Source organism: Rhodococcus sp. NPDC059968 (genome assembly GCF_042738615.1).
Lineage (GTDB): Bacteria > Actinomycetota > Actinomycetes > Mycobacteriales > Mycobacteriaceae > Rhodococcus_F.
Genome location: NZ_JBHWUE010000002.1, coordinates 93,967 through 119,968 on the forward strand (window position 1 = coordinate 93,967; position 26,002 = coordinate 119,968).

Genomic DNA, 26,002 nt, shown 5'->3' on the forward strand with positions numbered 1-26,002 from the left:
TTCATTTGTTTATAAGACACACCCTCTTTGCGTGTGTATACCGGCTATGTTTTGTATACCCCGCCCCGTGCGCCTTTTTGGTTGTTGCAGCAACCAAAAAGGCGCACGGGCGGCGGAGCCGCCTATTTCAGCGACGCCGGCGGGGTGAAGCGCTCACCGTACTTGGCGGCGAGTTCCTCAGCGCGCTCGACGAAGCCCGCCTGGCCGCCTTCGTAGCCCTGGATGTACTGCGACACACCGCCGGTCCAGGCGGGGAAGCCGATACCCATGATGGAGCCGATGTTGGCGTCGGCGGTGGTGAGGAGCACGCCTTCGTCGAAGCACTTCTGCGTCTCGATGGCCTCGATGAACAGCATGCGCTCGATGAGGTCCTGGAACGGGACCTCGAGTTCCTTGGAACCGAAGTTCTCCCGGAGACCGGACCACAGGCCGGTGCGCTTGCCGTCGGCGTAGTCGTAGAAGCCGGCGCCGCCGAGTTTGCCCTTGCGGTCGAACTTCTCCACGAGTGTGTTGATGACGTCGCCCGCCGGGTCGGCGGGCAGTTCCTTGCCCTCGGCGAGCAGCGCGTCCGCGGACTCCTTGCGGATCTTCTGCATGAGCGTGAGGTTCAGCTCGTCGGACAGCTGCAGTGGTGCCGCCGGGTAGCCGGCCTGCATGCCTGCCTGCTCGATGGTGGCGGGCTCGATGCCCTCCGCCAGCATGGCGATGGCCTCGTTGATGAACGTGCCGATGACGCGCGAGGTGAAGAAGCCACGCGAGTCGTTGACGACGATCGGCGTCTTGCGGATGGCCTGCACGTAGTCGAAGACGCGCGCGAGGGCTTCGTCGGACGTCTTCTCGCCGCGGATGATCTCGACGAGCGGCATCTTGTCGACGGGGGAGAAGAAGTGGATTCCGATGAAGTCCTCTTGGCGCTTCACGCCCGTCGCCAGGCCGGTGATCGGCAGGGTCGACGTGTTCGAGCCGAGCAGGGCCTTCGGGTCGACGATGTCCTCGATCTCCTGGAACACCTTGTGCTTCAGGTCCTGCGACTCGAACACGGCCTCGATGACGAAGTCGACACCGGCGAAGTCGGTGGGGTCGGCGGTCGGCGTGATGCGGTCGAGCAGCGTCTTCGACTTCTCCTCGGTGGTCTTGCCGCGCGAGAGTGCCTTGGCCTCGATGCCCTCGGAGTACGCCTTGCCCTTGTTGGCGGCCTCGATGGTGACGTCCTTGAGGACGACGTCGAAACCGGCCTTCGCGGACACGTAGGCGATGCCCGCGCCCATCATTCCGGCACCGAGCACACCGACCTTGGTGATCGGGGTCTTCTCGATGCCCTCGGGGCGGGAGGCGCCGGAGTTGATGGCCTGCAGGTCGAAGAAGAATGCCTGGATCATGTTCTTCGCGACCTGGCCGGTGACCAGCGACGTGAAGTAGCGGGCCTCGATGAGGAGCGCGTTGTCGATGTCGACCTGCGAACCCTCGACGGCGGCGGCCATGATGGCGCGCGGTGCCGGCATGGGAGCGCCCTTGAGCTGCTTGCGCAGGTTCGCGGGGAACGCGGGCAGGTTGGCTGCGAATGCCGGGGTGGACGGGGTGCCGCCGGGGATCCGGTAGCCCTTCTTGTCCCACGGCTGGACGCCGCCCTCGGGGTTGGCCTTGATCCACGCCTTCGCGGCGGGCACGAGCTCCTCGACCGAGGACACGACCTCGTCGACGAGCCCGACCTCCTTGGCCTGCACCGGTCCACGCTGCTGGCCCTGGAGCAGCACCTGCATGAGCGCGTTCTGCAGGCCGAGCATGCGGACGGTGCGCACGACGCCACCGCCGCCGGGCAGCAGGCCGAGGGTGACCTCGGGCAGGCCGATCTTGACGCCCTTCACGTCCGCGGCCACGCGATGATGCGTGGCCAGGGCGATCTCGAGTCCGCCACCGAGTGCGGCGCCGTTGATGGCGGCGACGACGGGCTTGCCGAGCGTCTCGAGGCGGCGCAGGTCCGACTTGATCGCGACGCTGTGGCTGTAGATCTCGTCGGCGTTCTCCGGACCGACCTTGATCATGTTCTTCAGGTCGCCGCCGGCGAAGAACGTCTTCTTACCGGACGTGATGACGACACCGGTGATGGAGTCCTTCTCGTCGACGAGGCGGTCGACGGTCGCCTTCATCGAGGAGATGTAGGCGTCGTTCATGGTGTTCGCGCCCTGGTTGGGATCGTCGATGGTGAGCACGACGATACCGTCGGCGTCCTGCTCCCAGTTGATGATGTTCTGCTCGCTCACTGCTTCAAGTCTCCTGATGGTCCGGGCGGTCAGACGCGCTCGATGATGGTGGCGACGCCCATACCGCCGCCGATGCACAAGGTGATGAGGGCGTACCGGGCGTTACGACGCTCGAGCTCGTCGATCATGGTGCCGGTGATCATGGCGCCGGTGGCTCCGAGCGGGTGACCCATCGCGATGGCACCGCCGTTGACGTTGAGCTTCTCGTCCGGGATGTTCAGGTCCTTCTGGAACTTGAGCACGACGGACGCGAACGCCTCGTTGATCTCGAACAGGTCGATGTCGTCGACGGTCAGACCGGCGGCGGCGAGGACCTTCTTCGAGGCCGGGGTCGGGCCGGTGAGCATGATCGTGGAGTCGGCACCGCTGGTGGCCGTCGCGACGACGCGGGCGCGGGGGGTCAGGCTCATGTCCTTGCCCGCCTGCTCGGATCCGACGAGGACCAGTGCGGCGCCGTCGACGATGCCGGAGCTGTTGCCGCCGTGGTGGACGTGGTTGATCTTCTCGACCCAGTGGTACTTCTGCAGCGCGACGGCGTCGAAGCCGCCCATCTCGCCGACACCGGCGAACGACGGGTTGAGGCCCGCGAGGTTCGCGAGTGTGGTGCCGGGACGCATGTGCTCGTCCTGGTCGAGGACGGTGAGGCCGTTGATGTCCTTGACCGGGACGACGGACTTGGCGAAGTAGCCGCCGGTCCACGCCTTCGCGGCGAGGTCCTGCGAGCGGACGGCGTACGCGTCGACGTCCTCGCGGGAGAAGCCCTCGATGGTGGCGATCAGGTCGGCGCCCACGCCCTGGGGAACGAAGTAGTTGTCGTAGTTGGTGGCCGGGTCGAGCGCCCACGGTCCACCGTCGGAGCCCATCGGCACGCGGGACATCGACTCGACGCCGCCGGCGATGACCAGTTCGTCCCAGCCGGAGCGCACCTTCTGCGCGGCGGTGTTGACGGCCTCGAGGCCGGACGCGCAGAACCGGTTCAGCTGGACGCCGCCGACGGTGTCGGGCAGTCCGGCGTCGTTGACCGCGACGCGGGCGATGTCCATGCCCTGGTCGCCGACGGGGGTGACGACGCCGAGGATCAGGTCCGAGATGCGATCCTCGTCAAGGTCGGGAAAGCGGGCGCGGAGCTCGTCGATCAGGCCGGTGACCAGCGCGATCGGCTTGACCGAGTGCAGCGAACCGGTCTTCTTTCCGCGGCCACGCGGGGTGCGGATGGCTTCATAAATGAATGCCTCTGTGGTCACTGTGGAGTGTTCCTTCCTTATCTGCGTCGACGCCGACCGTGCACACGGCGCTCTGCACGGGGCATACCCCGGCACGTCCACCTTAGAACGTGTTGCAAAACGGAAGGAAGGACCGAAGCGATCCTGGATCGTGACCCAGGCGATCACGCCCGGCCGATCGGCGCGCTGCCCGGCCCGCCTTTTCGTGCTGTAATGACGCCCACCCCCCGTTCGCAGCACCACTACCACCGGATGTTCGCCGAGCACCGGCTGGATGCGATTCTGCGTCCCGGCTCGCTCACCCACGGGGTGCGGCGCGACGCACTCCTGAAACTGCCGCGGCGGTGTGACTCCGCGCGGTCAGGCGTCGAGACCGAGACCCGCGTCCCGTGCCCGGACGATCGCGGTGGGACGGTCGGGCACACCGAGTTTGGCCAGCACGTTCGACACGTGATTGCGTACCGTCTTGGGGCTCAGCACGAGTCGCCGCGAAATGCTCGCGTTGTCGTAGCCGCGGGCGACGAGGTCGAGGACCTCACGCTCCCGGTCGGTCAGCTCGGGAAACACCGTGGGACCCACCCTGCGTGAGGCGGCCATGAAGCTCATCGCACGGGCCGCCACCGCGGCGCCGAGGATCGCCTCACCGTTGGCGACCGCCCGGACCGCCCGTTCGACCTCCCCCGGATCGGCCCCCTTCACCAGATAGCCGCGAGCCCCGGCGCGCACCGACGCGACCAGTGATTCGTCGTCCTCGTGCATGGTCACCACGAGCACCCGCAGTGCGGGATGCCGCTCGACGAGCCGCCGGGTGGCGTCCACCCCCGAGCCGTCCCCGAGTTCGAGGTCCATCAGCACCACGTCGACGTCCCCGTCGACGACGTCGAGCGCCTCGGCGACGGAGCTGGCCTGCGCGGCCACCTCCATGCCGTCCAGGGTCGACAGCAACGCGACCATGCCCAGCCGGAACACCGGGTGATCGTCGACGACGGCGACCCGGATGGACGAGGTGGTGGAATTCGTGGTGCCTGCGCTCATGATGCGGTCAACGGTAACCGGGCCGTGACCACCGTGCCTGTCGGACGGCCGGATTCGATGTGGAGCGTGCCGCCGAGTTCGTGGGCACGCTCCCGCATCGACCGGGTTCCGACGCCGCCGCCCCCGGCCGGATCGAACCCGCACCCGTCGTCGTGGATGACGACCGTCAGCATCTCCCGCGCGAACGTGGCGTCGACCCGGCAGCCGTCGGCGCCGCTGTGCCTGCGCGCGTTGGTGACGGCCTCGACGACGATCCCGTACGCCGCGGCGCTGATCTCGGCACCCAACCTCGGCGGCGGATCGGCTTGCACCCGCAGCTGGAAGCCGCTGCGAGACTGGTTGGCTGCCAGTTCGTGTAGCGCCGGGACCAATCCGAGCTCGTCGAGCACCGGCGGGAACATGCTGCGCGACAGCTGCCGGACCCCCTCCACCTGATGGTCGAGTTGCTCCTGCAGCGCGTCGATGAGTTCCGCGGCGGCGGCCGGATCCGAGCCGAGCAGGTTCCGGGCGCCCTGCAGGCCGAGTCGGATACCCGCGAGCGACGGACCGAGCCCGTCGTGCAGTTCGCGGCGAATCATCTGCCGCTCCTCCAGTCGCACGGACGCCAGCCGGCGTCGCGCCTCCTGCAGGTTCTCCGCCGATTGCAGCACGACGAGACCGGCCGTCACCACTGCCGACAGCTCGGTGAGCGACCGGCGGGTGCGCGCCCCCAGCGACTCCCCCGGCGGCGCCGTCACGACCATCGTCCCCAGCACCGCACCGCGGTGGACCAACTCCACCGACTCGGCGTGCCCCGTCGCCGAACCCCACACCGCGGCAACCCCGCTGGTGCGCCGCACGGACACGGACTCGAGCCGCAACGCGACGCCCACGCCTGCAGCCAGTCCCTCCAGGAGTTGTTCCGGGGTCTCGGCACTGCCGAACTGCCGGCCGAGCGTCCGGACGGCTCGCGCCGGATCCTCGCCCTCGCCGTAGACCAGACGATGCACCCTCCGCTGCAGCCACAACCGGACCGGCTGCACCGCGACGGCGACGACACCCGCCGCGACCACCTGCGCCCCCACCGAATCTCCCTCGGGCAGCAGCGCTGTCACGACCGTGGCCACCACCACGTAGAGCACCAGCAGCAGGACGGTCAGGGTGCCGGCCACCGTCGCGCGGCTGACAGCCAGATTCAGCCCCCACATGCGCTGGCGCAGGATGCACACCAGGATCGCGACCGGATAGAACGCCTGAACAGCCAAGTGCACCAACGGGTTGAGCACCCACAGTCCCGGCAGCGACGCGGGCAGCGCCAACGGTATGTACGCGGCCGTCATCAGCGCCGTGCCGAGGCACATCCATCCGAGCCCGACGCGCTCGTCGGGTGGGCCGTGCCGCCACCGCCACCCGCAGTCCGCTGCCGCCGCGAAGCCGACCACGAGGACGGGCATGATCACCCACACGGCGGGGATCCCGGTGAACGTGCGGGACCAGAAGTACCAGGCCGTCGCCGCGGTGCCCGCGAGGACGCCGAGTTTCGCGCCGACACCGAGCGGATGGTCGCGGATCAGCCACGGCACGATCAGGAACAGGCTGAGCGTCCCGGGAATCCACGCCGTGTTCTGCAGCGGCGACAGCACGTCGATCCACGGCAACCCCGGACGCACGAGCGCGAGTTGCGAACAGCTGTAGCTCAGCGCGGCGAGACCCACGCCGATCGCGGTGAGCCCCATCATGATCGGCACCGGGTGCACCCGCCGCGCGAGGACGACGCCGGCCACGGTCCCGTAGACCGCTGCCCCGACGACGTCCACCAGGAAGAACAGCTGGTTCGAATCGATGCCCGGATCGGCCCGGACGAACGCCACCACGGACAGGACGACCAGAATCCACGCGGACATCGCCATGACTGCAGCAGGTACGGGCGCACCGCCCGCACCTGCCGACCCCTCGGTCATTCGAGTGTCCTTCTGCTTCACCATGATGCGAACGAGTATCTCCTCTACTCGCGCACGGTGTCGGCGAAAGCGAAACCGATCGCGCTCACCAGCACCCACAGCGGTCCGGTGAACCCGGCGAGGTACTGCAGCGGCGAGACTCCGATGACGGCCGTCACCAGGCCCAGGACCAGGCTGACCCAGCCGATCCACCGCGGGCCCGCCTGCCCGCGAAGCAGTGCGACGGCCACCGCCAGCGCGCTGACCCCCGCACCCACCCACAACCACGGGATGGTGCCCATCCAGTGGCCGCCGACCACCGCGAACTCCGGCACCAGCTGGTCTGTGTCACCGAGACCGAACACCAGCTCGGTGGTCAGCCCGGTTCCCAGCAGGCACGCCGATGACGTCAGGACCAGACCGAACGCCGCGACCGACGGCAGGATGCTCTCGGCGGGCAACGCAGCTCGCAGTCGCTGGGAAAGACCGGCCGCGAAGACGAGGATCAGCAGCGCCGCCGTCATGATCGACACGTGCATGACGAGGATCCCGGTGCGCTGTCCGGCGAGGCCGTTCATGATGGCGACCGCGTCGCCGGCCGACGCCTCCGCGTAGACCGCGTCGATCGACATGCTCGCCTGGATGCCGACGATTCCGGCCACGCCGGCGAGGACCCCGATGTAGGCCCACCACCGGGCACTTCGCGGCCGCGCGGTCGCCGGGACCACGTTCTGCACGCCGTCTGGAACGTTCACTGTGTTCATGGGACGAGAATCGGCCACCCGGCGTCCCGGGCACCAGGGGCGGATGTCCCGATGTGGTGGGACCGGCGGCGCCGGCCCCTTCGGGTCAGCCCTCGAGCTTCTTGGCCCCGAGCATGTCCTTGAGCAGTTCGAACGCCACGTCTTCCGGGTCGCGGCGAGTCGCGGGGTCGGCGGGTTCCGCTGCCTCCGCGAACATCTCTTCCTCGTCCTCGGGTGTGGAGACGGGCGGTGTCGTCGCCGAGGCCTCGTAGTCGATCGGCCCGGGATCGTCCGGGTAGTCGGGTGCCTCCGGCGGCGGAATGTCGTCGTCCGGCTCGGACGACGGACGTGCCTGGCCCGCACCCGGACCCGCATCGGAGCGCCGCGTGTCGGACTGCTGCTGCGGCGGGCGCTGTGCGGTCTTCTCCTGGCTGGGCCGGGAGAACCGCGGGGCGCCTGCCGGCTTCGTCGACGCTGCAGCGGCTTTCGCGACCGGTGGGGGCGGGGCCGTCGGAGCACCGGCCTGATACTCCACTTCCCAGGTGCCGCCGAACATTTCGGCAAGCACCTCGGTGATCACCTGAGCGTTGTGCGGTGACGCGATGCGAGCGCCCAGGTTGGGGACGGGGTGCGCCAGAATCAGTCGGGTGCCTTGAACGTCGTGCACCGTGGCCGCCGACAACATGGCAGGCAGGATCTTGTTCCGCTGACTCACCTTCTCGCGCAGCGAATTCCAGGCCTCTCGCAGCGCAGCAACATCGGGACCGGCCGATGCGACGGGTTCCGTCTCCACCTCGGGGGCGAGCGGCGGCTCCGGCTCGGGAGTCGGCTCCGGAACAGGCGTCGGTTCCGGTACGGGAGTCGGCTCGGGCTCCGGCGCGGGAACAGGGGCCGGCTCGAGCTCCGGCGCGGGAACAGGGGTCGGCTCGGGCTCCGGAACAGGCGTCGGCTCGGGAACGGGCTGCGGCGTCGGCTCCGGAACAGGCGTCGGTTCGGGCTGCGGCTCCGGTTCGGGAACGGGTGTCGGTGCGGGCTCGGGAACCGGCCGCGGCATCGGTTCGGGTTCCGGCTCGGGCGGCGGGGGCACGGTGTCAGCCGCGGCCTGGCGCATCGACGGTCGCTGGAACTTCGGTTCCGCTTCCGGCTCGGCTGGCGGTTGCGGCGCACGTGCAGGAGCCGCCGCGGGCCGCTCGGCCGCGTCGACGGCCGGCGCGGACCCGGCGGGCGGAAGTCCGCGTTCGACGCGTTCGAGTCGCTGCAGCACAGCGGACTCCGCATCGGACGCCGCGGGCAGCAGCATCCGGGCGCACATCACTTCGAGCAGCAGGCGGGGGGCGGTGGCGCCGCGCATCTCACCGAGCCCTGCGTGCATCACCTCGGCGTAGCGGGTGAGCGTGGCGGGACCGATTCGCTGGACCTGGGCGCGCATGTGCTCGAGCACGTCGCCGGGCGCGTCGACCAGGCCACGTTCGGCGGCGTCGGGCACCGCCTGCATCAGGATGAGGTCGCGCATGCGCTCGAGCAGGTCGACGGCGAACCGGCGCGGATCGTGCCCGGCGTCCATCACGCGGTCGACCGTCCCGAACAGCGCTGCACCGTCGCCGGTGGCCAGCGCGTCCACGGCGTCGTCGATCAATGCGACGTCCGTGACGCCGAGCAGCGCGAGCGCGCGTGGGTAGGTGACGCCCTCGTCGCCCGCTCCGGCGAGCAGCTGATCGAGGATGCTCAGCGAGTCACGCGGCGAACCGCCGCCCGCGCGGATGACCAGCGGATACACCGGGTCGGCGACCGGCACGCTCTCCTGGTGGCAGATCTTCTCCAGCAGCCCGCGCATCGTGGTCGGCGCGAGCAACCGGAACGGGTAGTGATGGGTGCGCGAACGGATGGTCGGCAGCACCTTTTCGGGTTCGGTGGTGGCGAAGATGAAGATGAGGTGTTCCGGCGGCTCCTCGACGATCTTGAGGAGCGCGTTGAAACCGGCCGTGGTGACCATGTGGGCCTCGTCCACGATGAACACCCGGTACCGCGACTCGGCGGGCGCGTAGAACGCGCGGTCACGCAGCTCACGGGTGTCGTCGACGCCACCGTGGCTGGCCGCGTCGAGTTCGGTGACGTCGAGGTTGCCCGATCCGCCGGGGCCGAGCGCCACACACGAGGAGCACTGGCCGCACGGCGTCGAGGTCGGGCCCTCGACGCAGTTCAGCGATCGGGCCAGGATGCGGGCAGACGACGTCTTGCCACAGCCGCGGGGACCGGAGAACAGATACGCGTGGTTGATCCGTCCGGCGTCGAGAGCGGTGCTCAGTGGTTCGGTGACGTGCTCCTGCCCCACCACCTCGGCGAAGGATGCGGGTCGGTACTTCCGGTACAGGGCCACGCGGAAAGACTACCGGCGGTCCCCGACAGTCCGGTCCGGGTGGTCGAAGCGCCCGCTCGGCACCCGCTCGGGGCGCTACTCACAGGCAGAAATCCGAACGTGACCGCATTGCGTAACACGTTCGCAACGCAGCGGCATCACGGTCGAAACCGCTCGCGGTCATCGTGACTTTCCGCGCCGGGTTTCGTCCCGGGGTGTGAGGAGAATGTCGTGCCTGCAATCGACGCCGGAGCAACCGCCTGGCTTCTGATCAGTACCGCGCTGGTCCTTCTGATGACGCCGGGGCTCGCCCTGTTCTACGGCGGGATGGTCCGTTCCACCGGCGTACTGAACATGATCATGATGAGCTTCGTGTCGATCGCGCTGGTCACGGTCGCGTGGTTGGTGGCCGGATACTCCCTCATCTTCGGCGACGACATCGGCGGCGGACTGATCGGCGGGCTGGAGCACCTGGGGATGGTGGGCATCGACCCCACCACCGTCCACGGGCAGGTGCCCGAGATCCTGTTCGCCACGTTCCAGCTGACGTTCGCGATCATCACCGCCGCGCTGATCAGCGGTGCGATCGCCGACCGGGCCAAGTTCTCGGCCTGGATGATCTTCGTGCCCGTCTGGGCCCTCGTCGTCTACGCACCCGTCGCGCACTGGGTGTGGAACCCGCAGGGCTGGATCGCGCAGTTCGGTGCCCTCGACTACGCGGGCGGACTGGTCGTCGAGATCGTGTCCGGAGCGTCGGGCCTGGCGTTGGCGCTGGTGCTGGGCCCGCGTCTCGGTTTCCGGTCCGAGTCGATGCGTCCTCACAACCTTCCGCTGGTGTTGCTGGGCGTCGGCCTGCTGTGGTTCGGCTGGTTCGGTTTCAACGCCGGGTCCGCGCTCGCCGCCGACGGCACCGCCGCCGCGATCTTCCTGAACACCCTCGTCGCCGGGTGCACCGGTCTGCTCGGCTGGCTCCTCGTCGAACAGAAGCGGGACGGCCACCCCACCACCTTCGGTGCGGCCTCCGGCGTCGTCGCCGGCCTGGTCGCGATCACCCCCTCCTGCGGCACCGTGAGCATGGTCGGGGCACTCGTCGTCGGCGCCGTCGCCGGTGTGGTCTGCTCGTTCGCAGTCGGCTGGAAGTTCCGTCTCGGGTACGACGACTCGCTCGACGTCGTGGGAGTCCACCTGATGGGCGGCATCGTAGGCACCATCCTGATCGGCCTGCTGGCCACCGAGGTCATGACCGGCGGGCCGGAAGGCCTCTTCTACGGGGGCGGGTTCGCGCAACTCGGCAAGCAGATGCTGGCCGTCGTGGTCGTCGCCCTGTACGCGTTCGGCGTGACGTACGCGCTGGGCAAACTAATCGACCGGATCTTCGGGTTCCGGGTGAGCGCGGAGGACGAGTCGTCCGGCATCGACCTCGCGTTGCACGCCGAATCGGCCTACGAGCACGGTGTGCTCGGGCACGGACCCCACGGCGGCGGCCAGGGAAACAGCGTCTTCCCGTGGATGCACGAGGCCGAACGCCGGCGGCACCTGGACGCCGAACGGAACCAGAACCCGCCCGATTCCGAGTAGCCGCGGCTACTTCTTCTTCGCTGCCGCAGCCTTCTTCGCCTCGGCCTTCGCGGCCTTCTTGAACTCGCGGACCTCGTGAAGGCTCTTGTCGTCCACGACGTCCGCGATCGAACGCCGGGACCCCTCGGTGCCGTAGTCGCCTGCGGCCTCACGCCAGCCCTTCGGCTCCACACCGATCTGCTTGCCTAGCAGCGCCAGGAAGATGCGGGCCTTCTGGTCGCCGTAGCCCGGCAGCGCCTTCAGCCGCTTCAAGACCTCTCTGCCGTCGGGGTCGCCGCTGGTCCACAACCCCTCGACGCTGCCGTCGTAGTTCTCGACGAGGAACGCGCACAGCGACTGGATCCGAGTGGCCATCGATCCGGGAAACCGGTGGACCGCCGGTGTCTGCGAGCAGACGGCCGCGAACCCTTCCGGATCCATCTCCGCGATGCGGTGCACCTCGAGGCCGCCGAGCCGGTCGTCCAGCTTCTTCGGACCCGCGAACGCCGTCTCCATCGGAACCTGCTGATCGAGCAACATCCCGATGAGCAACGCCAGCGGATCACTCGCCAGGAGTGCGTCGGCGTCCGGATCCCCTACCAGATTCAGCGTGCGTGCCATGGTTCGATCCTGCCATCCCACGATCGGGCCGGTGCGCCCTTCACCTCGACGCGCGGTTTATTCACAGAGTTATCCACATCACTGCATTACTGCCGGGTAGGGCCGAGCATCGCCGCCATTCCGCCGATGAGACCGTCGCGCCAGTGCAGGACGTCGTGGCCTCCGCAGAACTCGCGATACCGCACGTCGTGGCCGGTCCCGGTCAACAGGTCGCGCACCTCGCGGTTGGGTTCGGCGAGCATCCATTCGAGTGTCCCGACCTCCACGCTGAATCGGCTGTTCGACGGTGACGTGCTGCGCACGCGGTCCTGGAACGGGACGCCCTCTCCCGAGCCTGGCCACCAGAACGATCCGGACAGGCTGACGGCACACCCGAACACCTGCGGGCACGTCAGCGCGAGGTAGCAGGCGGTCAGTCCGCCCAGGCTGCAGCCGGCTGCGATCGTCGACGCCGGGTCGTCGGTGACGTCCCATTCCCTCCGTAACCAGGGAAGCAGTTCGCCGGCGAGACCGGCAGCGAATGCGGGACTGCAGCCGAGCTCCTCGGATCGCAGTTCGGGTCCGACACTGTCGACCATCACGACGAGCGGAACCCGGTGCCCGGCATGTCCGAGCGCGTCGACGGCACCCGTGATCGGCAGGTCGACCGCCCATGTCCGGCCGTCCAGCAACACCACGACCGGTCGATTCCGAGCAGTGAGCCCGGGCGGTTCGTAGACCCACACCGACCGTCGCGTGCCCGACAGCGTGAACGTCGTCTCGTGGAGCGCGCCGCCGCCGGGCCGGTCCGTCCACCAGCGCTGCGCGGGCGCCGCCGGCATCACCACCTCGGAGCTGTCGCCGGTCTGCGCCACCCGCGTCGGGTGTGGGTTGAACGGGTCGGACTGCGCGTCGGCGAGCACACTCCGCCACCACTGGCAGCCCGGGACGTCGCCGGGAACCGTCAATGGTTCCGCGCGGGGGATGAATCGGTAAGCGCCCCGCCACTTCTCGGGGACCTCGACCGAGAGGGACCAGAGGTCGGTGCCGGGTAGCCGCGACAGCGCGGCACGTTCCAGGCGGGAGCGGTCGGTGATTCCGTTGGCGTCGAGGTAGACGTGCCGCGTGCGCGACGTGCGCTCGTCGCCTTCCGGATCGCGCCAGCAGAACGTCGCGACCACGCAGCCGGGGTCTGCCCCGTCCGGTTCGATCACGGGACTGCCCGCGGCGGCGAGACGGTCCCAGAACGCGGGGACGTCGTCGCGCGTCAGGTCGTCGATCGACCGTGCGCGCACGACGCGACGCTCGGGTCCCGGCACTCGTTGCAGCATCCACTTCCCCATTCGAATGTAGGTAACGCTAGCCTAAATTAGTTTCCTTACCCGTGCGAAAGAGAGCCTTACCGTGAAACTTCGTCGCTCACTGGCAGCCGTCGCTGTCCTCGCCGTCGGGATCGGCGCTGCCGCGTGCTCGTCCGATCCCGATTCCGACGCCGCGACCACCGACACCACCGCCGCGTCCGACCAGAGCTGGCCACGCACCGTCACCGACGAGACCGGCAGCGTCACCATCGAACAGAAGCCCGAGCGGATCGTGTCCACCAGCGTCACCCTCACCGGCTCGCTGCTCGCCCTCGACGCCCCGCTGATCGGCACCGGCGCGCAGCGACCGAGCGACGTGACCGACGAGAACGGTCTGTTCACGCAGTGGGCCGACATCGCCGCCGAGCGCGACGTCGAGACGCTGTACCAGGGGGAACCCAACGTCGAGAAGATCACCGCCGCCGATCCGGACCTCATCTTCGTGTCCTCCACCGGCGGCGACTCGGCACTCGACCGGGTGGACACGTTGAAGCAGATCGCACCCGTCGTGGTGCTGCGGTACGACGACAAGTCGTGGCAGGACCTCAGCGGACAGATCGCCGCGGCCATCGGGGCCGAGGAGCAGGCGGGCGCCCTCGTCGCGAAGTTCGACCAGCAGCTCGACGACGCCAAGTCGGCGCTGGGCGACAAGGGCGCTGCGGCGAACCCCGTGAATGTGCTCGCGTACAACTCGCCGGAGGAGTCGCGGATCTTCACCGCCGAATCGGCGCAGGGCATCCTGCTGGAACGCCTCGGATTCTCGCTCGCCGAGCTGCCCGCCGACCTCACCGCCTCCGACAAGGGCATCATGGCCGGCCGCAAGGACGTCGTGCCGGCCGGGCAGGAGAACCTGCCGCGAGCGGTGCCCGGCAACACCACGTTCATCGTGATCGGTGAAGCAGCGGACGCCGAGAGGTTCCTGGCGGATCCGACGTTGCGGGAGACGCCGTCCGTGGAGAAGAAGCAGGTGATCGGGCTCGGGAAGGACAGCTTCCGCCTCGACTACTACAGCGCGTCCAACCTGATCGACCGGGTCACGAACGCAGTGCGATAGCGCTCACCCCGTGTCGGCGCGGCCCATCCCGGGTACCTCTAGGTCAAGGGACTCCGGTCCGTTCGCACGACCCCGAAGGACACCCGATGGCCCAGAACGAAACGAATCGAGCCAGCGGGATGAGCCGCGCCGTGGACAAGGCAACCGACAGCACCACTTTCGAACGGATCGCGCGCGCGGGCCACGTGATGAGCGGTTTCGTCCACCTGCTGATCGCGTACATCATCGTTCAGCTGGCGTTCGGCACCGGCGGCAACGCCGATCAGTCCGGGGCCCTCGGCGCGCTGGCCGCCAAACCCGGTGGCCGGCTCGTGCTGTGGGTGGCGATGGTCGCGTTCATCGCCATGGCGCTGTGGCGGCTCGCCGAAACAGTTCTCGGACCCCACGCCACCGAGAATTCCGAAGCCGACGGCGACGACACGTCCCTGCTGGACCGCGCGAAGGCGTTCGGCCTGGCCGTCGTCTACTTCGCGTTCGCCTTCTCGGCCTACCAATTCGCGAGTGGCGGCGGGAAATCGAGCGGCCAGCAGAACGCCGGACTGAGTGCACGCCTCATGGAGTCCGGGGCAGGCAAGACTCTCCTCGTGGTGGTGGGCCTCGTCGCCATCGCGATCGGCGGGTACCACATCTACAAGGGGGCGGCGAAGAACTTCCTGGACGATCTGAAGGGCACCCCGTCGAGGCTCGTCGAGCCCCTGGGAGTGGTCGGCTACGTAGCCAAAGGCCTCGTCATCGCGGGTGCGGGAGTGCTGGTGATCGTGGCGGTCCTGAACTCCGACCCGTCCAAGGCCACCGGCATCGACGGCGCGGTGAAGACCCTGGGCTCGGCGCCGTTCGGACAGTTCCTCCTGGTCCTCGCCGCACTGGGCATCGCCGCGTACGGGCTGTACAGCTTCGTGATGGCGCGGTACGCCAGGATGTAGAGACACGTCCGGCCGCTCACCCGGCGAGGGTGAGCGGCCGGACGTCGTCTACTAGGACTTCGGCAGGTCCAGGCGTGATTCGGTGGCCGCGAGCAGCACGCACGTCGCGACACCGTTCATCGACTTGTCCAGATCCTCCGTCGAGGGGAAGCTCGGCGCGAGCCGAATGTTCTTGTCCTCGGGGTCGACGCCGTACGGGAACGCCGAACCGGCGGCGGTGAGCGCGATCCCCGCGTCCTTCGCCAGAGCGATGACGCGCTTCGCAGTGCCCTCGACGACGTCCAGGCTGATGAAGTACCCGCCCTTCGGCTCCGTCCACGACGCAACCTTCGACGCGCCGAGACGATCCTCGAGGATCTTCAGGACGAGCGCGAACTTCGGCGCCAGGATCTCGCGGTGCTTCTCCATGTGGGCGCGCACGCCCTCGGCGTCACCGAAGAACCGCAGGTGACGCAGCTGGTTCAGCTTGTCGGGACCGATGCTCTTCTTACCGAGGTACTTCTGGTACCAGGCGAGGTTCGCGGTCGAGGAACCGAAGAAGCTGACGCCCGCACCGGCGAACGTGATCTTCGACGTCGACGCGAACACGAGCGGCCGGTTCGGGTTACCCGCTTCCGCGGCCATCCCGAGGACGTCCAGCGACGGCGCCGTCTCGCCGACCAGCGGGTGGACGGCGTAGGCGTTGTCCCAGAACAGCCGGAAGTCGGGGGCGGCGGTCGGCATCGACGCCAACGCCCGCGTGACCTCTTCCGAGTACACCGCGCCCGTGGGGTTGGAGTAGTTGGGAACGGCCCACAAACCCTTGATCTGCGGATCGTTCGCCACCAGCTCGGAGATGACGCCGACGTCGGGGCCGTCCGGGCGCATCGGGACCGGGATCATCTCGATGCCGTAGGTCTCGGTGATCCCGAAGTGGCGGTCGTAACCGGGTGCGGGGCACAGGAACTTGACCTTCTCCTCCTGCGACCACGGGCGCGGGGAGTCGGGGGTGCCGTGCAGCAGGGCGAACACGACGTTGTCGTGCATGATCTCGAGGCTGGCGTTGTTGCCGGCGAGCAGGTTCTCGACGGGGATGCCGAGCAGTTCACCGAAGATGGCGCGCAGCTCGGGTAGACCGGTGAGCCCGCCGTAGTTGCGGGTGTCGGTGCCGTTGCCGTCACGGAAGTCGCCGTCACCGGGCAGTGTCAGCAGCGCCGCCGACAGATCCAGCTGCTCGGGCGAGGGCTTGCCGCGAGTGAGGTCGAGCGTGAGCTTCTCCGTCTTCAGCTGCGCGTAACTCGCAGTCTGGCGCTCGTGCTCCGAAAGTAGTTCCTCATGGCTCATCAACCCGATCTGGGTCTGGTTGGTCATCAGGAGCGGCCTCTCACCGACATCGTGGGTCGGGTATGCGAAAGATAGGGGACCCCGCGCACCCGGCAGAGCCCGTTGACCCTTGCTGCCTTCCGGCCCTGGGGGAGTTCACAGGATGCGCGCCGCGCGGGATCCACCACAGAGTGTAGACGGCCCCGAGCCGTGGTCGGGATCCACCCCGGCCCGGGCCCGACGCCGCACCTCTGACCTCGGCCAGTGCTACCGTCGCCCCGCATTCGGCCACCGTCGGCAAAGGATCGGGATGAAACTCAGAAGGACAGCACATGCGGTGACGCTCGCCGCCGTCGTGGCAGCACTGTCGGCGTGCGGCGGAGGCAGCGACGACGCAGCCACGTCGGACGCGGTGAGCTGGGACGCGGCCGAGCCGTGCACGCTCGCGGACGATGCGACGCTCGCACCGCTTCTCACGGCAGGTGCGGGCGAGGGCACTGCCACCGACAGTCCCGAACGTCGCGCCTGCACGTGGGGCAAGCCCGAGGCACTGAACACCGTGACGATCACCACTACGAGCGCGCCGGAACCGGTCGACCCGCTGCGCACGATCGACGTCGGCGGATTCGAGGCACGGGCGCTCGCCGAGAGCAAGTACCAGTGCATCCTCGAGGTCACCACCGATTCGGGCACCCTGTCGATCGAGACGAAATTCGGTCTCGACGCCACCGCGAACCCGGACACGTCCTGCGACCGGTCCGTCCCCCTCACCGAGCATGCCCTCACCCAGCTGAAGTGGGCCTAGAACGGGCGGCTACCTGGTCGTTTAACGGTGAGCCGCCGTCGTTGGGTATGCTCCTCCACGGAGGATTCGCCTAGTGGCCTATGGCGCTCGCCTGGAACGCGGGTTGGGTTAACGCCCTCAGGGGTTCAAATCCCCTATCCTCCGCCACAGGAACCCCTGTGAACTGCTGAGAAGCGGTTCACAGGGGTTCCTTTTTTGGTCCTCAGAGCGACGACCGACCGGCTGCCGGAGCCGAAAGTCCTGGCCACAGCGGGCGCAACCCGTTATCTTCCTGTTATCGTCTGCGGTGCAGCGTTCGCTGTGCTGTGTGTCGATTCGAGATAAAAGGACATTCGTATGGCGATTCGTCGCACCCGCGCACTGATCGTGGGCTTGGTCGCAGTGTTGGCATCGGGCCTCGTGTCCGTATTGGCCGGAACCGGCGTCGCCCACGCCGACTCGGCCCTGATCTCGGTGTATTCACCGTCGATGGGCAAGGACATTCCCGTCAAGGTGCTCAAGGCCGCGGGTGGTGGTCCCGCGCCGACCCTGTACCTGCTCGACGGTCTGCGAGCACCGGACGACAACAACGGCTGGCTGATCGAGACCGACGTGGAGAGTTTCTTCGCCGGCAAGCACGTCAACGTGGTCATCCCGTTCGGCGGCGGCGGCACCTTCTACTCCGACTGGCAGCGCGACGACCCGAAGCTCGGCCGTGTCAAGTGGGAGACGTTCCTGACCAATGAGCTGCCCCCGGTGATGGCTTCCCAGTTCGGCAGCGACGGGGTGAACAACGCGGTCGCGGGTCTGTCGATGAGCGGCACCTCCGCGTTGAACCTGGCCACTCACCGCCCGGACTTCTACAAGGCGGTCGCGTCGTACAGCGGTTACCCGACGGCCAGTTCGCCCGGCTTCGCGCAGGGCATCCAGGTGTCCGTCGCCCAGATGGGTGGCAACGCGCTGAACATGTGGGGCTTCTGGCCGTCGGGTGCGTGGCTTCGCAACGACCCGCTGCTCAACGTCGGCGCGCTGCGCGGCAAGTCCGTCTACATCTCGTCGGGCGCAGGCTCGACGGCCAGCGATCCGACCGTCGACCCGGACAGCGCCTCGTTCGACCCGGTGAAGTTCTCGCAGACGGTCCCCCTCGAGACCGCCTCCGGTCTGAGCAGCAAGGTTTTCGTGCCCGCGGCGCAGCGCGCAGGCGCCAAGCTGCAGACCCACATCACCGATGACGGTCTCCACACGTGGAACTACTGGCAGGACCGCTTGCACGAGTCCTGGGCCAACACGCTGGCGCCCGCCCTCGGGACCTCCTGAGCCAGGCGTTCGGATCGCCTGACCTACGCCCCAGTGGCCCCCGATCTCCGGATCGGGGGCCACTGTCGTCGGCTGCGGTGTTTGATGTGTGGTGTGCCGATCGACGACAGCAGGCAGATGCTCGCGCTGGCGGTGGCGCTGTCCACGCTGGCCGGCTACGTCGACGCGCTGGGGTTCATCACGCTCGGCGGGTTCTTCGTCGCGTTCATGAGCGGCAATCTCACCCGGTTCAGTGTCGGGTTCGCGGACGCCGCGTGGGCGCACGCGGCGACGGCTGCCGCGGTGATCGGCATGTTCGTCCTCGGCTGTGCCCTGGGAGCCGTGGTCGTGCACCTGTCCGATCGTCGGCACCTGCCCGTCCGGACGACGGTGCTCGCGGTCGTGTCGGGACTGCTGATCGTCGGCGCGGTGGCCGCGACCGTCGGCGCGAGCACCGTGGCCGTCGGCGCGATGCTGCTCGCGATGGGCGCCGAGAACTCCTTCTTCCAGCGCGACGGCGAGGTCACCATCGGTCTCACCTACATGACGGGCGCCCTCGTGAAGATGGGACATCGGCTGGCCGGGGCACTGTTCGGCGGGCCGCGGTGGGCGTGGCTACGACATTTCGCGTTGTGGGCCGGTCTGGTGGTGGGAGCGGTGGCGGGCGCTCTCGCGCACCATTGGATCGGGCTGGACGCCCTGTGGTTCGCTGCCGTGCTGTCGACAGCGCTGACCGTCACCGTCCATCTGAGGATCGACCGCGCTACTCGCCGCCCGCAGTTGTCGTGACCGGGTTGCCGGCGGAGTCGAGGGTCCACCACACGCTGCCGACCGCCTGCCCGTATGCGTCCCCGGGTTCGTTGTCGTCCTTGTAGCGGTACACGGGGCGACCGTTCACGGTGAGCTGATGGGTGCCGTCCGCCGCCGGGATGGTGTCGATGACGACTTCCTGCAACCCCTGGACCGTCGGGTTCTCGGTGACGGACGTGACCGGCGGCCACGACTGCAGGCACGTGTCCCGGCACGAACTGGCGCCGGAGCCGACCTCATCCTTGTCGTACACGTAGACCGTCATGCCACCGTCGTCGACCATTACCTCGCCGAGCGTCGTCGGTCCCATCTTCAGGATCGGTGTTCCGGGCGCGGCGGGCGGGGACGTCGGCGTCGCCGACACCGGGGCGTTGCCGCCCGTGTCGCCGGAATCGGTGCTGTCGTAGGCGCAACTCGAGAAGGTCAGGCTGACGGCGGCGATCGCTGCCAGCGCCCATGTTCGTCTCATGGAGTCCTCGTTCTCTGTGACGGCGAAGTGGCGGGCCTTCAGGGAACCTCTGCGGACCCGTGCATACAGTTCACCTCGAGTTGCGTGCCGGTGCGGGCACTTCGGGCGATTGACCGGCCCGCACGTGTCGGTATCCGTGATTAGGCTCCTGTGCATGGGCTGGTACACGCCGACCTCACCGTCGCCCGACCTCACCGACACCCTGGTGTGCGGGTGGTCCGCGCGCATTCAGGGCGAGCATCTGCTGGTGCCGGACGCGTGCATGGACCTCCTGTGGATCCGGGGTGTGGGAATCCGCGTGTGCGGTCCCGAAACCACGGCGTGGTCGTTCACGCTGCCGCCGGGCACCGAATCCGTCGGCGTCCGTTTCCGTCCCGGCGCCGCCTCGCATCTGCTGCGGACGTCGGCGGCCGAGGTTCGCAACATCCGCGTCGGACTCGGGGACGTGCTCGGGTCCGCGTGGGAACGGACACTGACCGACCGGCTCGACAACGCGCCCGGTTACGCGGAACGAATCGCCCTGTTCGAGAACGCCGTGCGCGCGTGGCGGAACCGCGGACCGGAGGCCGACCCGCTGATCGGCACCGTCCGGCAGGCTCTCGCCCGGCACTCGTGGAACGTGGGCGCGCTCGCCGACGCCGCCTCCGTCACGGAGCGGCAACTGCAGCGGCGATGCAACGACGCGTTCGGATACGGGCCCGCGACCCTCCGCGGAATCCTGCGGCTGCAACGGTTCATGGCGCTGGCGCAGTCGGGGACGCGGACCGGACTCGCCGAACTCGCCGCCACCGTCGGCTACAGCGACCAGGCGCACCTGTCGCGGGAATGCCGGCGGATCTCCTCGCTCACCCCGTCCGACCTCCTCGCCAGTGAGGCCCCCGACTGGCACGGGACGGAATCCGTCGTCGATGTCGGAAATGTTCAAGCCCTCGGGCCCCGGACGGGGGAAGAATCGGCAGCATGACCTCGACAACCGAAACCCCCGCAGCCCACTACCGCGACCTCGCCGCGAAGTTCACGAAGCGAGTCGAATCCGTGCCCGCCGAACGCTGGGACGACGCGTCCCCGTGTGACGGCTGGACGGCCCGCGACGTCGTGCGGCACGTGATCGACACGCAGCGCTACATCGTCACCGTCGTCGATCTGGAACTGCCGGAGCCGCCGTCCGTCGACGAAGACCCGGTTGCCGCGTGGGCGGCCACGCGCGACGGCATGCAGGAGATCCTGAACGACCCGGCTCTCGTGAGTCGCGAGTACGACGGGCACTTCGGCCGCACCGACCTCGGCAAGACCATCGACAGCTTCTACTGCTTCGACCTGGTGGTCCACGGCTGGGACCTCGCCCGGGCCACCGGCCTCGACGAGACCATCCCCGCCGATGACCTCACCTGGGTGAGTGGGGTGGCGGAGCAGCTGGGCGAAAGCATCCGGACGGCCGGGGTGTGCGGCCCCGCCGTAAACGTCCCCGCGGACGCCGACGAGCAGACCAGGGTCCTGGCCTTCCTCGGCCGCAAGGCCTGACCCGAGCGCCTGCCCGGTCGCGCTTGTAACCTCGGGTCATGAGCGTGCCGGGCAGGATTGCCGCGCTGACGGCGGTGTCACTCGCCGCGGTGCTGCTCGGCGGTGACGTGGTCGCGGTGGCCGATCCCGAACCCCGGGGCGCGTCCGGGCTGCCGGCGCGTGGCCTCGTCACCTCGGCGCCCCTCACATCCGCGGTCATGTTCGCCGGGGCCACCGGCGAGGCCGCTCCCTCACAGCGGGTTCCGGGTGAGGAGTCGGACGGGATGTCGGCCACGAGCCACCGCTTCGACGAGTACCCGTACATGCGGTACGAGGTCCGGTTCGGCCCGGAGTCCGCAGGCACGGACGTGACCTGGCACGGGCGTTCGGTGAATCTCGACGACCTCGCGATGCACGTGTGGGACGACGAGAAGGAGAGCTGGGGTGAGCCGGTCGCGACGGCGCAACCGTCCGATCCGGGCGCTCCGGTCACTCTGACCACCCGGATCGAGGGCGAGGACTCCGCGCAGATCCTCGTCATCGACGGTCCGCGACGGGACCGGAGTTTCCGCGAGGCCAACGCGACAGCCGATCAGCAGTTCGCCGACCCGAACGCGTACGACTTCGCGCTGCAGCACATCACCGACACCCAGTACGTGTCGCGGGACCGGCCGCAGGTGTACTTCGACATGACCCGCTGGACCGCCGAGAACGCCGCCGAACGCAAGATCGCGTATTCCATGCACACCGGCGACCTCGTCCAGAGTTGGATTCGTCCGGGAGCACCCGAGTCCCGCGCCCGGCCCGAGTTCGAGGTCGCGGACAAGGCGATGGCGACGCTCGAAGAGGCCGGCATTCCCTACGGCGTCCTGCCCGGCAACCACGACAACCTGTGGAACGTCGGCGGACGGCTCATTCCCGGCGAGCACGAGAAGAACCACGCCCTCTACAACGAGTTCTTCGGGCCGTGGCGGTACCGCGACCAGCCGTACTGGGGCGAATCCGTCACGGACACGGACAATTCGGCGCACTACGACCTGCTCGACATCGCCGGCGCGAAGTTCCTGATGCTCTACATCGGCTACAACCCGCCCGAGCACGTGCTGCAGTGGGCGGAGGACGTGCTCGCCGACCACCCGGACCGCAATGTGGTGATCGGCAGCCACTACTACCTGGACGAGGACGGCTCGCTGCGGATGAGCGGATTCGGCGACATCGGTAGCAGTGCGGGACAGCAGATCTGGAACCGGCTCGTCGTTCCGTTCGACACGGTGTTCCTTGTCCTCGCGGGACACGTCGACGGGCAGACGACGGTCGCCGATCGGAAGGTGGGCGACACGGACCGGAAGGTCGTGGAGTTGCTCGCCGACTACCAGTACTTCACGGTGGACAGCCGCCGGGAGACCGGGTTCCAGCGACTCCTGCAGTTCGATCTCGACGGCGGAACGCTCGCCGTCACGACGCACTCTCCAACGCTGGACAGCTTCCGGGTGGAGGACTTCGATCCGCAGCGTCGCTACCAGCCCGGTGACGGGGACTTCGTCACCGATGTGGAGCTGCGGGCCGACCTCCCGCGCGCCGTCATGCCCACGCCCTGAGATGTAGGTCGATCAGCTGCGCGACGAAACTTTCCACGTCGAAGTCGCCGACGATCACGTCGATGCTGCGGGTGACGCGGAGGGTCGCCACCCCGTGCAGCTGGGTCCACAGGTTCAACGCGACCAGATGCGGGTCCGCGGCGCCTGCGTCCGCGACGAGTGCGACGACCGTCTCGAACAGGGGTTTCGAGTGTTGCCGCAGGTCCTCTCCCGACCCCTCGAGCAGGTCGTGCCGGAACATCAATTCGAACAAGGTGCGGTGGGTGTCGGCGAAGGAGAGGTACTGCCGTGCCGTCCGCCGCACGCGTGCGCGGGGATCGGCCTCGGACGCGATCGCCGACCGGAGTTCATCGGACAGCGCGGCGAATCCCGATGCGGCGATCGCGGCGACCAGCGCCTTGTGGGTGGGAAAATACCGTCGCGGCGCGCCGTGCGAGACACCCGCGTGCCGGGCGACGGCGCGCAGCCCGACGGCGTCGATGCCGCCCTCGTCCAGCAATTCGCGGCCGCAGTCGATCAGCCGCACGCGCAGGGGTTGTGCTTCTCCACTCATGTAGACAGTGTCTATCATTGCGGTAGTAGACAATGTCTACTCCACTTTGGCGCCCGAGTCAGGAGTTCACCGTGTGGTACTGGATCTTCAAGTACGTGCTGATCGGACCGGTGCTGCGGATCTTCGGGCGGCCCACGATCGACGGCACGCACCACATTCCGGCGTCGGGTCCGGTGATCCTGGCGAGCAACCACCTCACCGTCGTCGACTCGTTCTTCCTCGTCCTGATGGTGCGCAGGCGCATCACGTTCGTGGCCAAGAGCGAGTACTTCACCGAGGGCGGCGCGAAGGGCCGGGCAAAACGCTGGTTCTTCACCGCGGCCGGCCAGGTGCCGATCGACCGGTCCGGGGCCTCCGCGGCGGAATCCGCGCTGAACACCGCGAAAAAGATCCTGGGCGACGGCAAGGTCTGGGGAATCTACCCCGAGGGCACCCGGTCGCCCGACGGCCGACTCCACAAGGGCAAGACCGGAATCGCCCGGGTCGCGCTCGCAACGGGCGCCCCGGTCGTGCCCGTCGCCATGCACGGCACCCGGCAGGTCAACCCCGTCGGATCGCGGATGTGGCGGTTCGGCAAGGTGACGGTGACCGTCGGCGAACCGCTCGACTTCTCCCGATTCTCCGAGCTACGCGACAACCGGCACGTCGTCCGGGCCGCGACGGACGAGCTGATGCACGCCCTCATGACACTGTCGGGCCAGGAGTACGTGGACGACTACGCGCTCAGGCGTCCGGCGTAGCGACGGCACGCGTCACGAGATCGGCGACGAGCCGCTCCGTGTCGACCCCCTCGAGCACGCCGGGCAGCGTCAGGTGCTCGACGATGAGCGCGTTCATCGCTAGGTAGAGCATCAGCACGGTGCTGCGATCACCGGGCAGTCCCGAGTCGAGGTGAAACCCGATGTCGCGCTCCAGATTCTCGGCGATCGTGCGCGTCAGCGTGGTCCGCAACTCGGGCCGCCGGACCGCTTCGAGGCGCAATTCCTGCAGCGCGAGATAGCCGGTGCGGTCGCGGGTGATCCTGCCGAACAGCCCCTGCATGTACTCGATCGCGAGCTCGAGATTCTGCGGCTTGCGACCGCTTTCCTCGATGACCGAGGGGTCGGGGCCCATCCGCTCGTGAATCTGCTTGCCGACCTGGTCGAACAGGTCGTCGCGGCTGGCGAAGTAGTTGGACGCCGTCCCCTTGGGGACGCTCGCCTCGATGTCGACTGCGCGGAAGGTGAGGCCGCGCGCACCCTCTCGCGCGAGCACTTCGATCGCGGCGTTCACGAGCGCCCCACGTCGTTCCGGATTCTGCGCCATCGACACTCCTCGACAAAAGGACTTGCAACCACTGCAGTCATAGTACTACAAATGGAGTAGTTACCGACCATGGGAGGACTCACATGCGAAAGCTCGTCTACTACGTCGCCGCCACCATCGACGGATTCGTCGCCGGCGCCGACGGCACGGACCCCACCGGCACCATCTTCGAGATCGACGGCGACCACATGCCCGTGATGATCGCCGAGTACCCCGAGACGGTTCCCACCCACATGCGGGCACCACTGGGAATCGATGCCCCCAACAAACATTTCGACACACTGCTCATGGGCCGCGCCACCTACCAGCCCGGCCTCGACCTGGGCGTGACCAGCCCGTACGCGCACCTGCGGCAGTACGTCTTCTCGACCACGATCACCGAGTCGCCCGACCCGGACGTCGAGATCGTCTCGGGCGATCCGATCGAGAAGGTGCGCGAACTCAAGTGGGAGGACGGCAAGGACATCTGGCTGTGCGGCGGCGGCAAGCTCGCCGCCGCAGTGCAGCCCGAGATCGACGAGCTCCGGATCAAGCTCAATCCCGTGGCGATCGGCACCGGCATTCCGCTGTTCGACGGCGAATTCGGCCCCCAGCGGTTCCGGCTGGCCGCGAGCCGCGCCTTCGAGAGCGGGATGATTTTCCTGACGTACGTCCGCCGATAACCGAAGTCACACCCGCCACTCGAGGCAACACGGGCGCCTGACGCGTGTATTGATTCAATACGTCAGTAATGTTCGAGGCATGCGCGAACGCCGATACTCGTCCACCAGCCCCGAACGCCTGGCCGCAGCCCTGTTCGACGTCGCGGCCGAGTCGGGTCTCGAGGGCGCCAGCGTGCGCGAGGTCGCCAAGAGGGCGGGTGTGTCCATCGGAGCCGTGCAGCACCACTTCTCCACGAAGGACGAGATGTTCGCGTTCGCCCTGCGAACCTTCGTCGACACACTGCTCGCCCGACTGTCGGAGGTCGAGCGCGGCGGGGATCCCGCCCGGGCCCTGTTCGGCGCGATGTCCCAGTTGCTGCCGCTCGACGAGGCGCGGTCGCGGGAGGCGCACGTCATGGCGGCATTCGCCGTCCGGGCCGCGACCTCCCCGTCGCTCGCCGAGATCCGGCGCAAGACCCTGTTCACCATCCGCACCGGACTGTCCGCCGTGCTCATCGGAATCGGCACCCCGGAGGCGGAAACCCGTGCGGCGCTTCTCCTCGCCACAGTCGACGGCCTCGCCCTCGATGCGATCGGCAGTCCGGCGCTGTACCCGCCCGCGTACCTCGAGCACGCCCTCGACATTCAGATCGGCATGATTCTGCAGGGCGCCGACGTCGTGCCGTCGTCGTCGATCGAACTGGCCAGCTGA

24 protein-coding genes, 1 tRNA gene and 1 other RNA gene are annotated in these 26,002 nt (G+C 68.3%); 13 read left to right on the forward strand and 13 right to left on the reverse strand.

Going from position 1 to position 26,002, the window contains the following annotated elements; genetic code table 11:
• Window positions 1-122: 122 nt before the first annotated feature.
• The 6 genes from ACFWAY_RS02975 to ACFWAY_RS03000 form a co-directional block, all read right to left on the reverse strand.
• On the reverse strand, window positions 123-2,261 hold the full coding sequence (locus ACFWAY_RS02975) for a 3-hydroxyacyl-CoA dehydrogenase NAD-binding domain-containing protein (RefSeq protein ID WP_378509771.1): 2,139 nt from the start codon (window positions 2,259-2,261) through the stop codon (window positions 123-125).
• A gap of 29 nt (window positions 2,262-2,290) precedes the next feature.
• Complete coding sequence (locus ACFWAY_RS02980) at window positions 2,291-3,505, reverse strand: acetyl-CoA C-acetyltransferase (protein ID WP_378450721.1); 1,215 nt, start codon at window positions 3,503-3,505, stop codon at window positions 2,291-2,293.
• Window positions 3,506-3,844: 339 nt separating this feature from the next.
• Complete coding sequence (locus ACFWAY_RS02985) at window positions 3,845-4,519, reverse strand: response regulator (RefSeq protein ID WP_378450722.1); 675 nt, start codon at window positions 4,517-4,519, stop codon at window positions 3,845-3,847.
• Window positions 4,516-6,459 (reverse strand): sensor histidine kinase, encoded by a 1,944-nt coding sequence (locus ACFWAY_RS02990; RefSeq protein ID WP_378509772.1) that lies wholly within the window; start codon window positions 6,457-6,459, stop codon window positions 4,516-4,518. Before ACFWAY_RS02990 ends, ACFWAY_RS02985 begins: the two co-directional genes overlap by 4 nt.
• A gap of 44 nt (window positions 6,460-6,503) precedes the next feature.
• Window positions 6,504-7,202, reverse strand: a complete 699-nt coding sequence (locus tag ACFWAY_RS02995; RefSeq protein WP_378509773.1) for a hypothetical protein — start codon at window positions 7,200-7,202, stop codon at window positions 6,504-6,506.
• 85 nt (window positions 7,203-7,287) lie between these two features.
• Window positions 7,288-9,558, reverse strand: coding sequence for a DNA polymerase III subunit gamma and tau (locus ACFWAY_RS03000; RefSeq protein ID WP_378509774.1), 2,271 nt, complete (start codon window positions 9,556-9,558; stop codon window positions 7,288-7,290).
• Window positions 9,559-9,768: 210 nt separating this feature from the next.
• Here ACFWAY_RS03000 and ACFWAY_RS03005 point away from each other — a divergent pair, with 210 nt between their 5' ends.
• Window positions 9,769-11,115 carry an ammonium transporter gene (locus ACFWAY_RS03005; protein ID WP_378450726.1) on the forward strand — a complete coding sequence of 449 codons (1,347 nt, stop codon included), beginning with the start codon at window positions 9,769-9,771 and terminating at the stop codon, window positions 11,113-11,115.
• A 6-nt stretch (window positions 11,116-11,121) separates the two neighbouring features.
• On the opposite strand, the gene ACFWAY_RS03010 is transcribed toward ACFWAY_RS03005, so the two are convergent.
• Together ACFWAY_RS03010 and fes are read right to left on the reverse strand one after the other, a co-directional pair.
• The gene (locus tag ACFWAY_RS03010) at window positions 11,122-11,715 is read right to left on the reverse strand and encodes an HhH-GPD-type base excision DNA repair protein (protein WP_378509775.1); all 594 of its coding nucleotides are present in this window, start codon (window positions 11,713-11,715) and stop codon (window positions 11,122-11,124) included.
• Between the two features lie 86 nt (window positions 11,716-11,801).
• Entirely contained in the window at window positions 11,802-13,025 is a 1,224-nt protein-coding gene (fes, locus tag ACFWAY_RS03015) for an enterochelin esterase (protein ID WP_378509776.1), read from the reverse strand.
• A gap of 73 nt (window positions 13,026-13,098) precedes the next feature.
• Between fes and fepB the strand changes: the two genes are divergently transcribed.
• Window positions 13,099-14,109 carry a Fe2+-enterobactin ABC transporter substrate-binding protein gene (gene fepB, locus ACFWAY_RS03020; RefSeq protein ID WP_378450729.1) on the forward strand — a complete coding sequence of 337 codons (1,011 nt, stop codon included), beginning with the start codon at window positions 13,099-13,101 and terminating at the stop codon, window positions 14,107-14,109.
• A gap of 86 nt (window positions 14,110-14,195) precedes the next feature.
• On the forward strand, window positions 14,196-15,032 hold the full coding sequence (locus ACFWAY_RS03025; protein ID WP_378450730.1) for a DUF1206 domain-containing protein: 837 nt from the start codon (window positions 14,196-14,198) through the stop codon (window positions 15,030-15,032).
• A gap of 51 nt (window positions 15,033-15,083) precedes the next feature.
• On the opposite strand, the gene ACFWAY_RS03030 is transcribed toward ACFWAY_RS03025, so the two are convergent.
• Together ACFWAY_RS03030 and ffs are read right to left on the reverse strand one after the other, a co-directional pair.
• Window positions 15,084-16,382 carry an aminotransferase class I/II-fold pyridoxal phosphate-dependent enzyme gene (locus tag ACFWAY_RS03030; protein ID WP_378509777.1) on the reverse strand — a complete coding sequence of 433 codons (1,299 nt, stop codon included), beginning with the start codon at window positions 16,380-16,382 and terminating at the stop codon, window positions 15,084-15,086.
• Window positions 16,383-16,425: 43 nt separating this feature from the next.
• An RNA gene (gene ffs / locus ACFWAY_RS03035) (signal recognition particle sRNA small type) lies at window positions 16,426-16,520 on the reverse strand.
• Between the two features lie 124 nt (window positions 16,521-16,644).
• Here ffs and ACFWAY_RS03040 point away from each other — a divergent pair.
• The 4 genes from ACFWAY_RS03040 to ACFWAY_RS03055 all read left to right on the forward strand — a co-directional run bounded on the left by ACFWAY_RS03040 (window position 16,645) and on the right by ACFWAY_RS03055 (window position 19,203).
• Entirely contained in the window at window positions 16,645-17,139 is a 495-nt protein-coding gene (locus ACFWAY_RS03040) for a DUF3558 family protein (RefSeq protein WP_378450732.1), read from the forward strand.
• Between the two features lie 59 nt (window positions 17,140-17,198).
• Window positions 17,199-17,286 (forward strand) — tRNA-Ser (locus tag ACFWAY_RS03045).
• 189 nt (window positions 17,287-17,475) lie between these two features.
• The gene (locus ACFWAY_RS03050; RefSeq protein ID WP_378450733.1) at window positions 17,476-18,435 is read left to right on the forward strand and encodes an alpha/beta hydrolase; all 960 of its coding nucleotides are present in this window, start codon (window positions 17,476-17,478) and stop codon (window positions 18,433-18,435) included.
• Between the two features lie 84 nt (window positions 18,436-18,519).
• A complete protein-coding gene (locus ACFWAY_RS03055) occupies window positions 18,520-19,203 on the forward strand; it encodes a YoaK family protein (protein WP_378450734.1) in 684 nt (227 codons plus the stop codon).
• On the opposite strand, the gene ACFWAY_RS03060 is transcribed toward ACFWAY_RS03055, so the two are convergent.
• Entirely contained in the window at window positions 19,178-19,693 is a 516-nt protein-coding gene (locus tag ACFWAY_RS03060; RefSeq protein ID WP_378450735.1) for a hypothetical protein, read from the reverse strand. The two genes, ACFWAY_RS03055 and ACFWAY_RS03060, sit on opposite strands and share 26 nt — an antisense overlap.
• Window positions 19,694-19,847: 154 nt before the next feature.
• On the opposite strand from ACFWAY_RS03060, the gene ACFWAY_RS03065 reads away from it, so the two are divergent.
• Genes ACFWAY_RS03065 through ACFWAY_RS03075 form a run of 3 tightly spaced genes read left to right on the forward strand, consistent with a single transcriptional unit; the run spans window position 19,848 to window position 22,791 of the window.
• Window positions 19,848-20,657, forward strand: a complete 810-nt coding sequence (locus ACFWAY_RS03065; protein WP_378450736.1) for a helix-turn-helix domain-containing protein — start codon at window positions 19,848-19,850, stop codon at window positions 20,655-20,657.
• The gene (locus ACFWAY_RS03070; RefSeq protein ID WP_378450737.1) at window positions 20,654-21,214 is read left to right on the forward strand and encodes a TIGR03086 family metal-binding protein; all 561 of its coding nucleotides are present in this window, start codon (window positions 20,654-20,656) and stop codon (window positions 21,212-21,214) included. The genes ACFWAY_RS03065 and ACFWAY_RS03070 overlap by 4 nt, the downstream gene beginning before the upstream one ends.
• 38 nt (window positions 21,215-21,252) lie before the next feature.
• Window positions 21,253-22,791, forward strand: a complete 1,539-nt coding sequence (locus tag ACFWAY_RS03075) for a metallophosphoesterase (protein WP_378509778.1) — start codon at window positions 21,253-21,255, stop codon at window positions 22,789-22,791.
• Here ACFWAY_RS03075 and ACFWAY_RS03080 read toward each other — a convergent pair.
• Entirely contained in the window at window positions 22,775-23,362 is a 588-nt protein-coding gene (locus ACFWAY_RS03080) for a TetR/AcrR family transcriptional regulator (RefSeq protein ID WP_378509779.1), read from the reverse strand. The genes ACFWAY_RS03075 and ACFWAY_RS03080 overlap by 17 nt on opposite strands.
• Before the next feature lie 53 nt (window positions 23,363-23,415).
• On the opposite strand from ACFWAY_RS03080, the gene ACFWAY_RS03085 reads away from it, so the two are divergent.
• Window positions 23,416-24,084, forward strand: a complete 669-nt coding sequence (locus tag ACFWAY_RS03085) for a lysophospholipid acyltransferase family protein (RefSeq protein WP_378450870.1) — start codon at window positions 23,416-23,418, stop codon at window positions 24,082-24,084.
• On the opposite strand, the gene ACFWAY_RS03090 is transcribed toward ACFWAY_RS03085, so the two are convergent.
• Entirely contained in the window at window positions 24,068-24,649 is a 582-nt protein-coding gene (locus ACFWAY_RS03090) for a TetR/AcrR family transcriptional regulator (RefSeq protein ID WP_378509780.1), read from the reverse strand. The genes ACFWAY_RS03085 and ACFWAY_RS03090 overlap by 17 nt on opposite strands.
• Window positions 24,650-24,732: 83 nt before the next feature.
• Here ACFWAY_RS03090 and ACFWAY_RS03095 point away from each other — a divergent pair, with 83 nt between their 5' ends.
• Window positions 24,733-25,311: a dihydrofolate reductase family protein gene (locus tag ACFWAY_RS03095; RefSeq protein ID WP_378509781.1), complete on the forward strand. Its 579-nt coding sequence runs from the start codon at window positions 24,733-24,735 to the stop codon at window positions 25,309-25,311.
• 79 nt (window positions 25,312-25,390) lie between these two features.
• A complete protein-coding gene (locus ACFWAY_RS03100; protein ID WP_378450742.1) occupies window positions 25,391-26,002 on the forward strand; it encodes a TetR/AcrR family transcriptional regulator in 612 nt (203 codons plus the stop codon).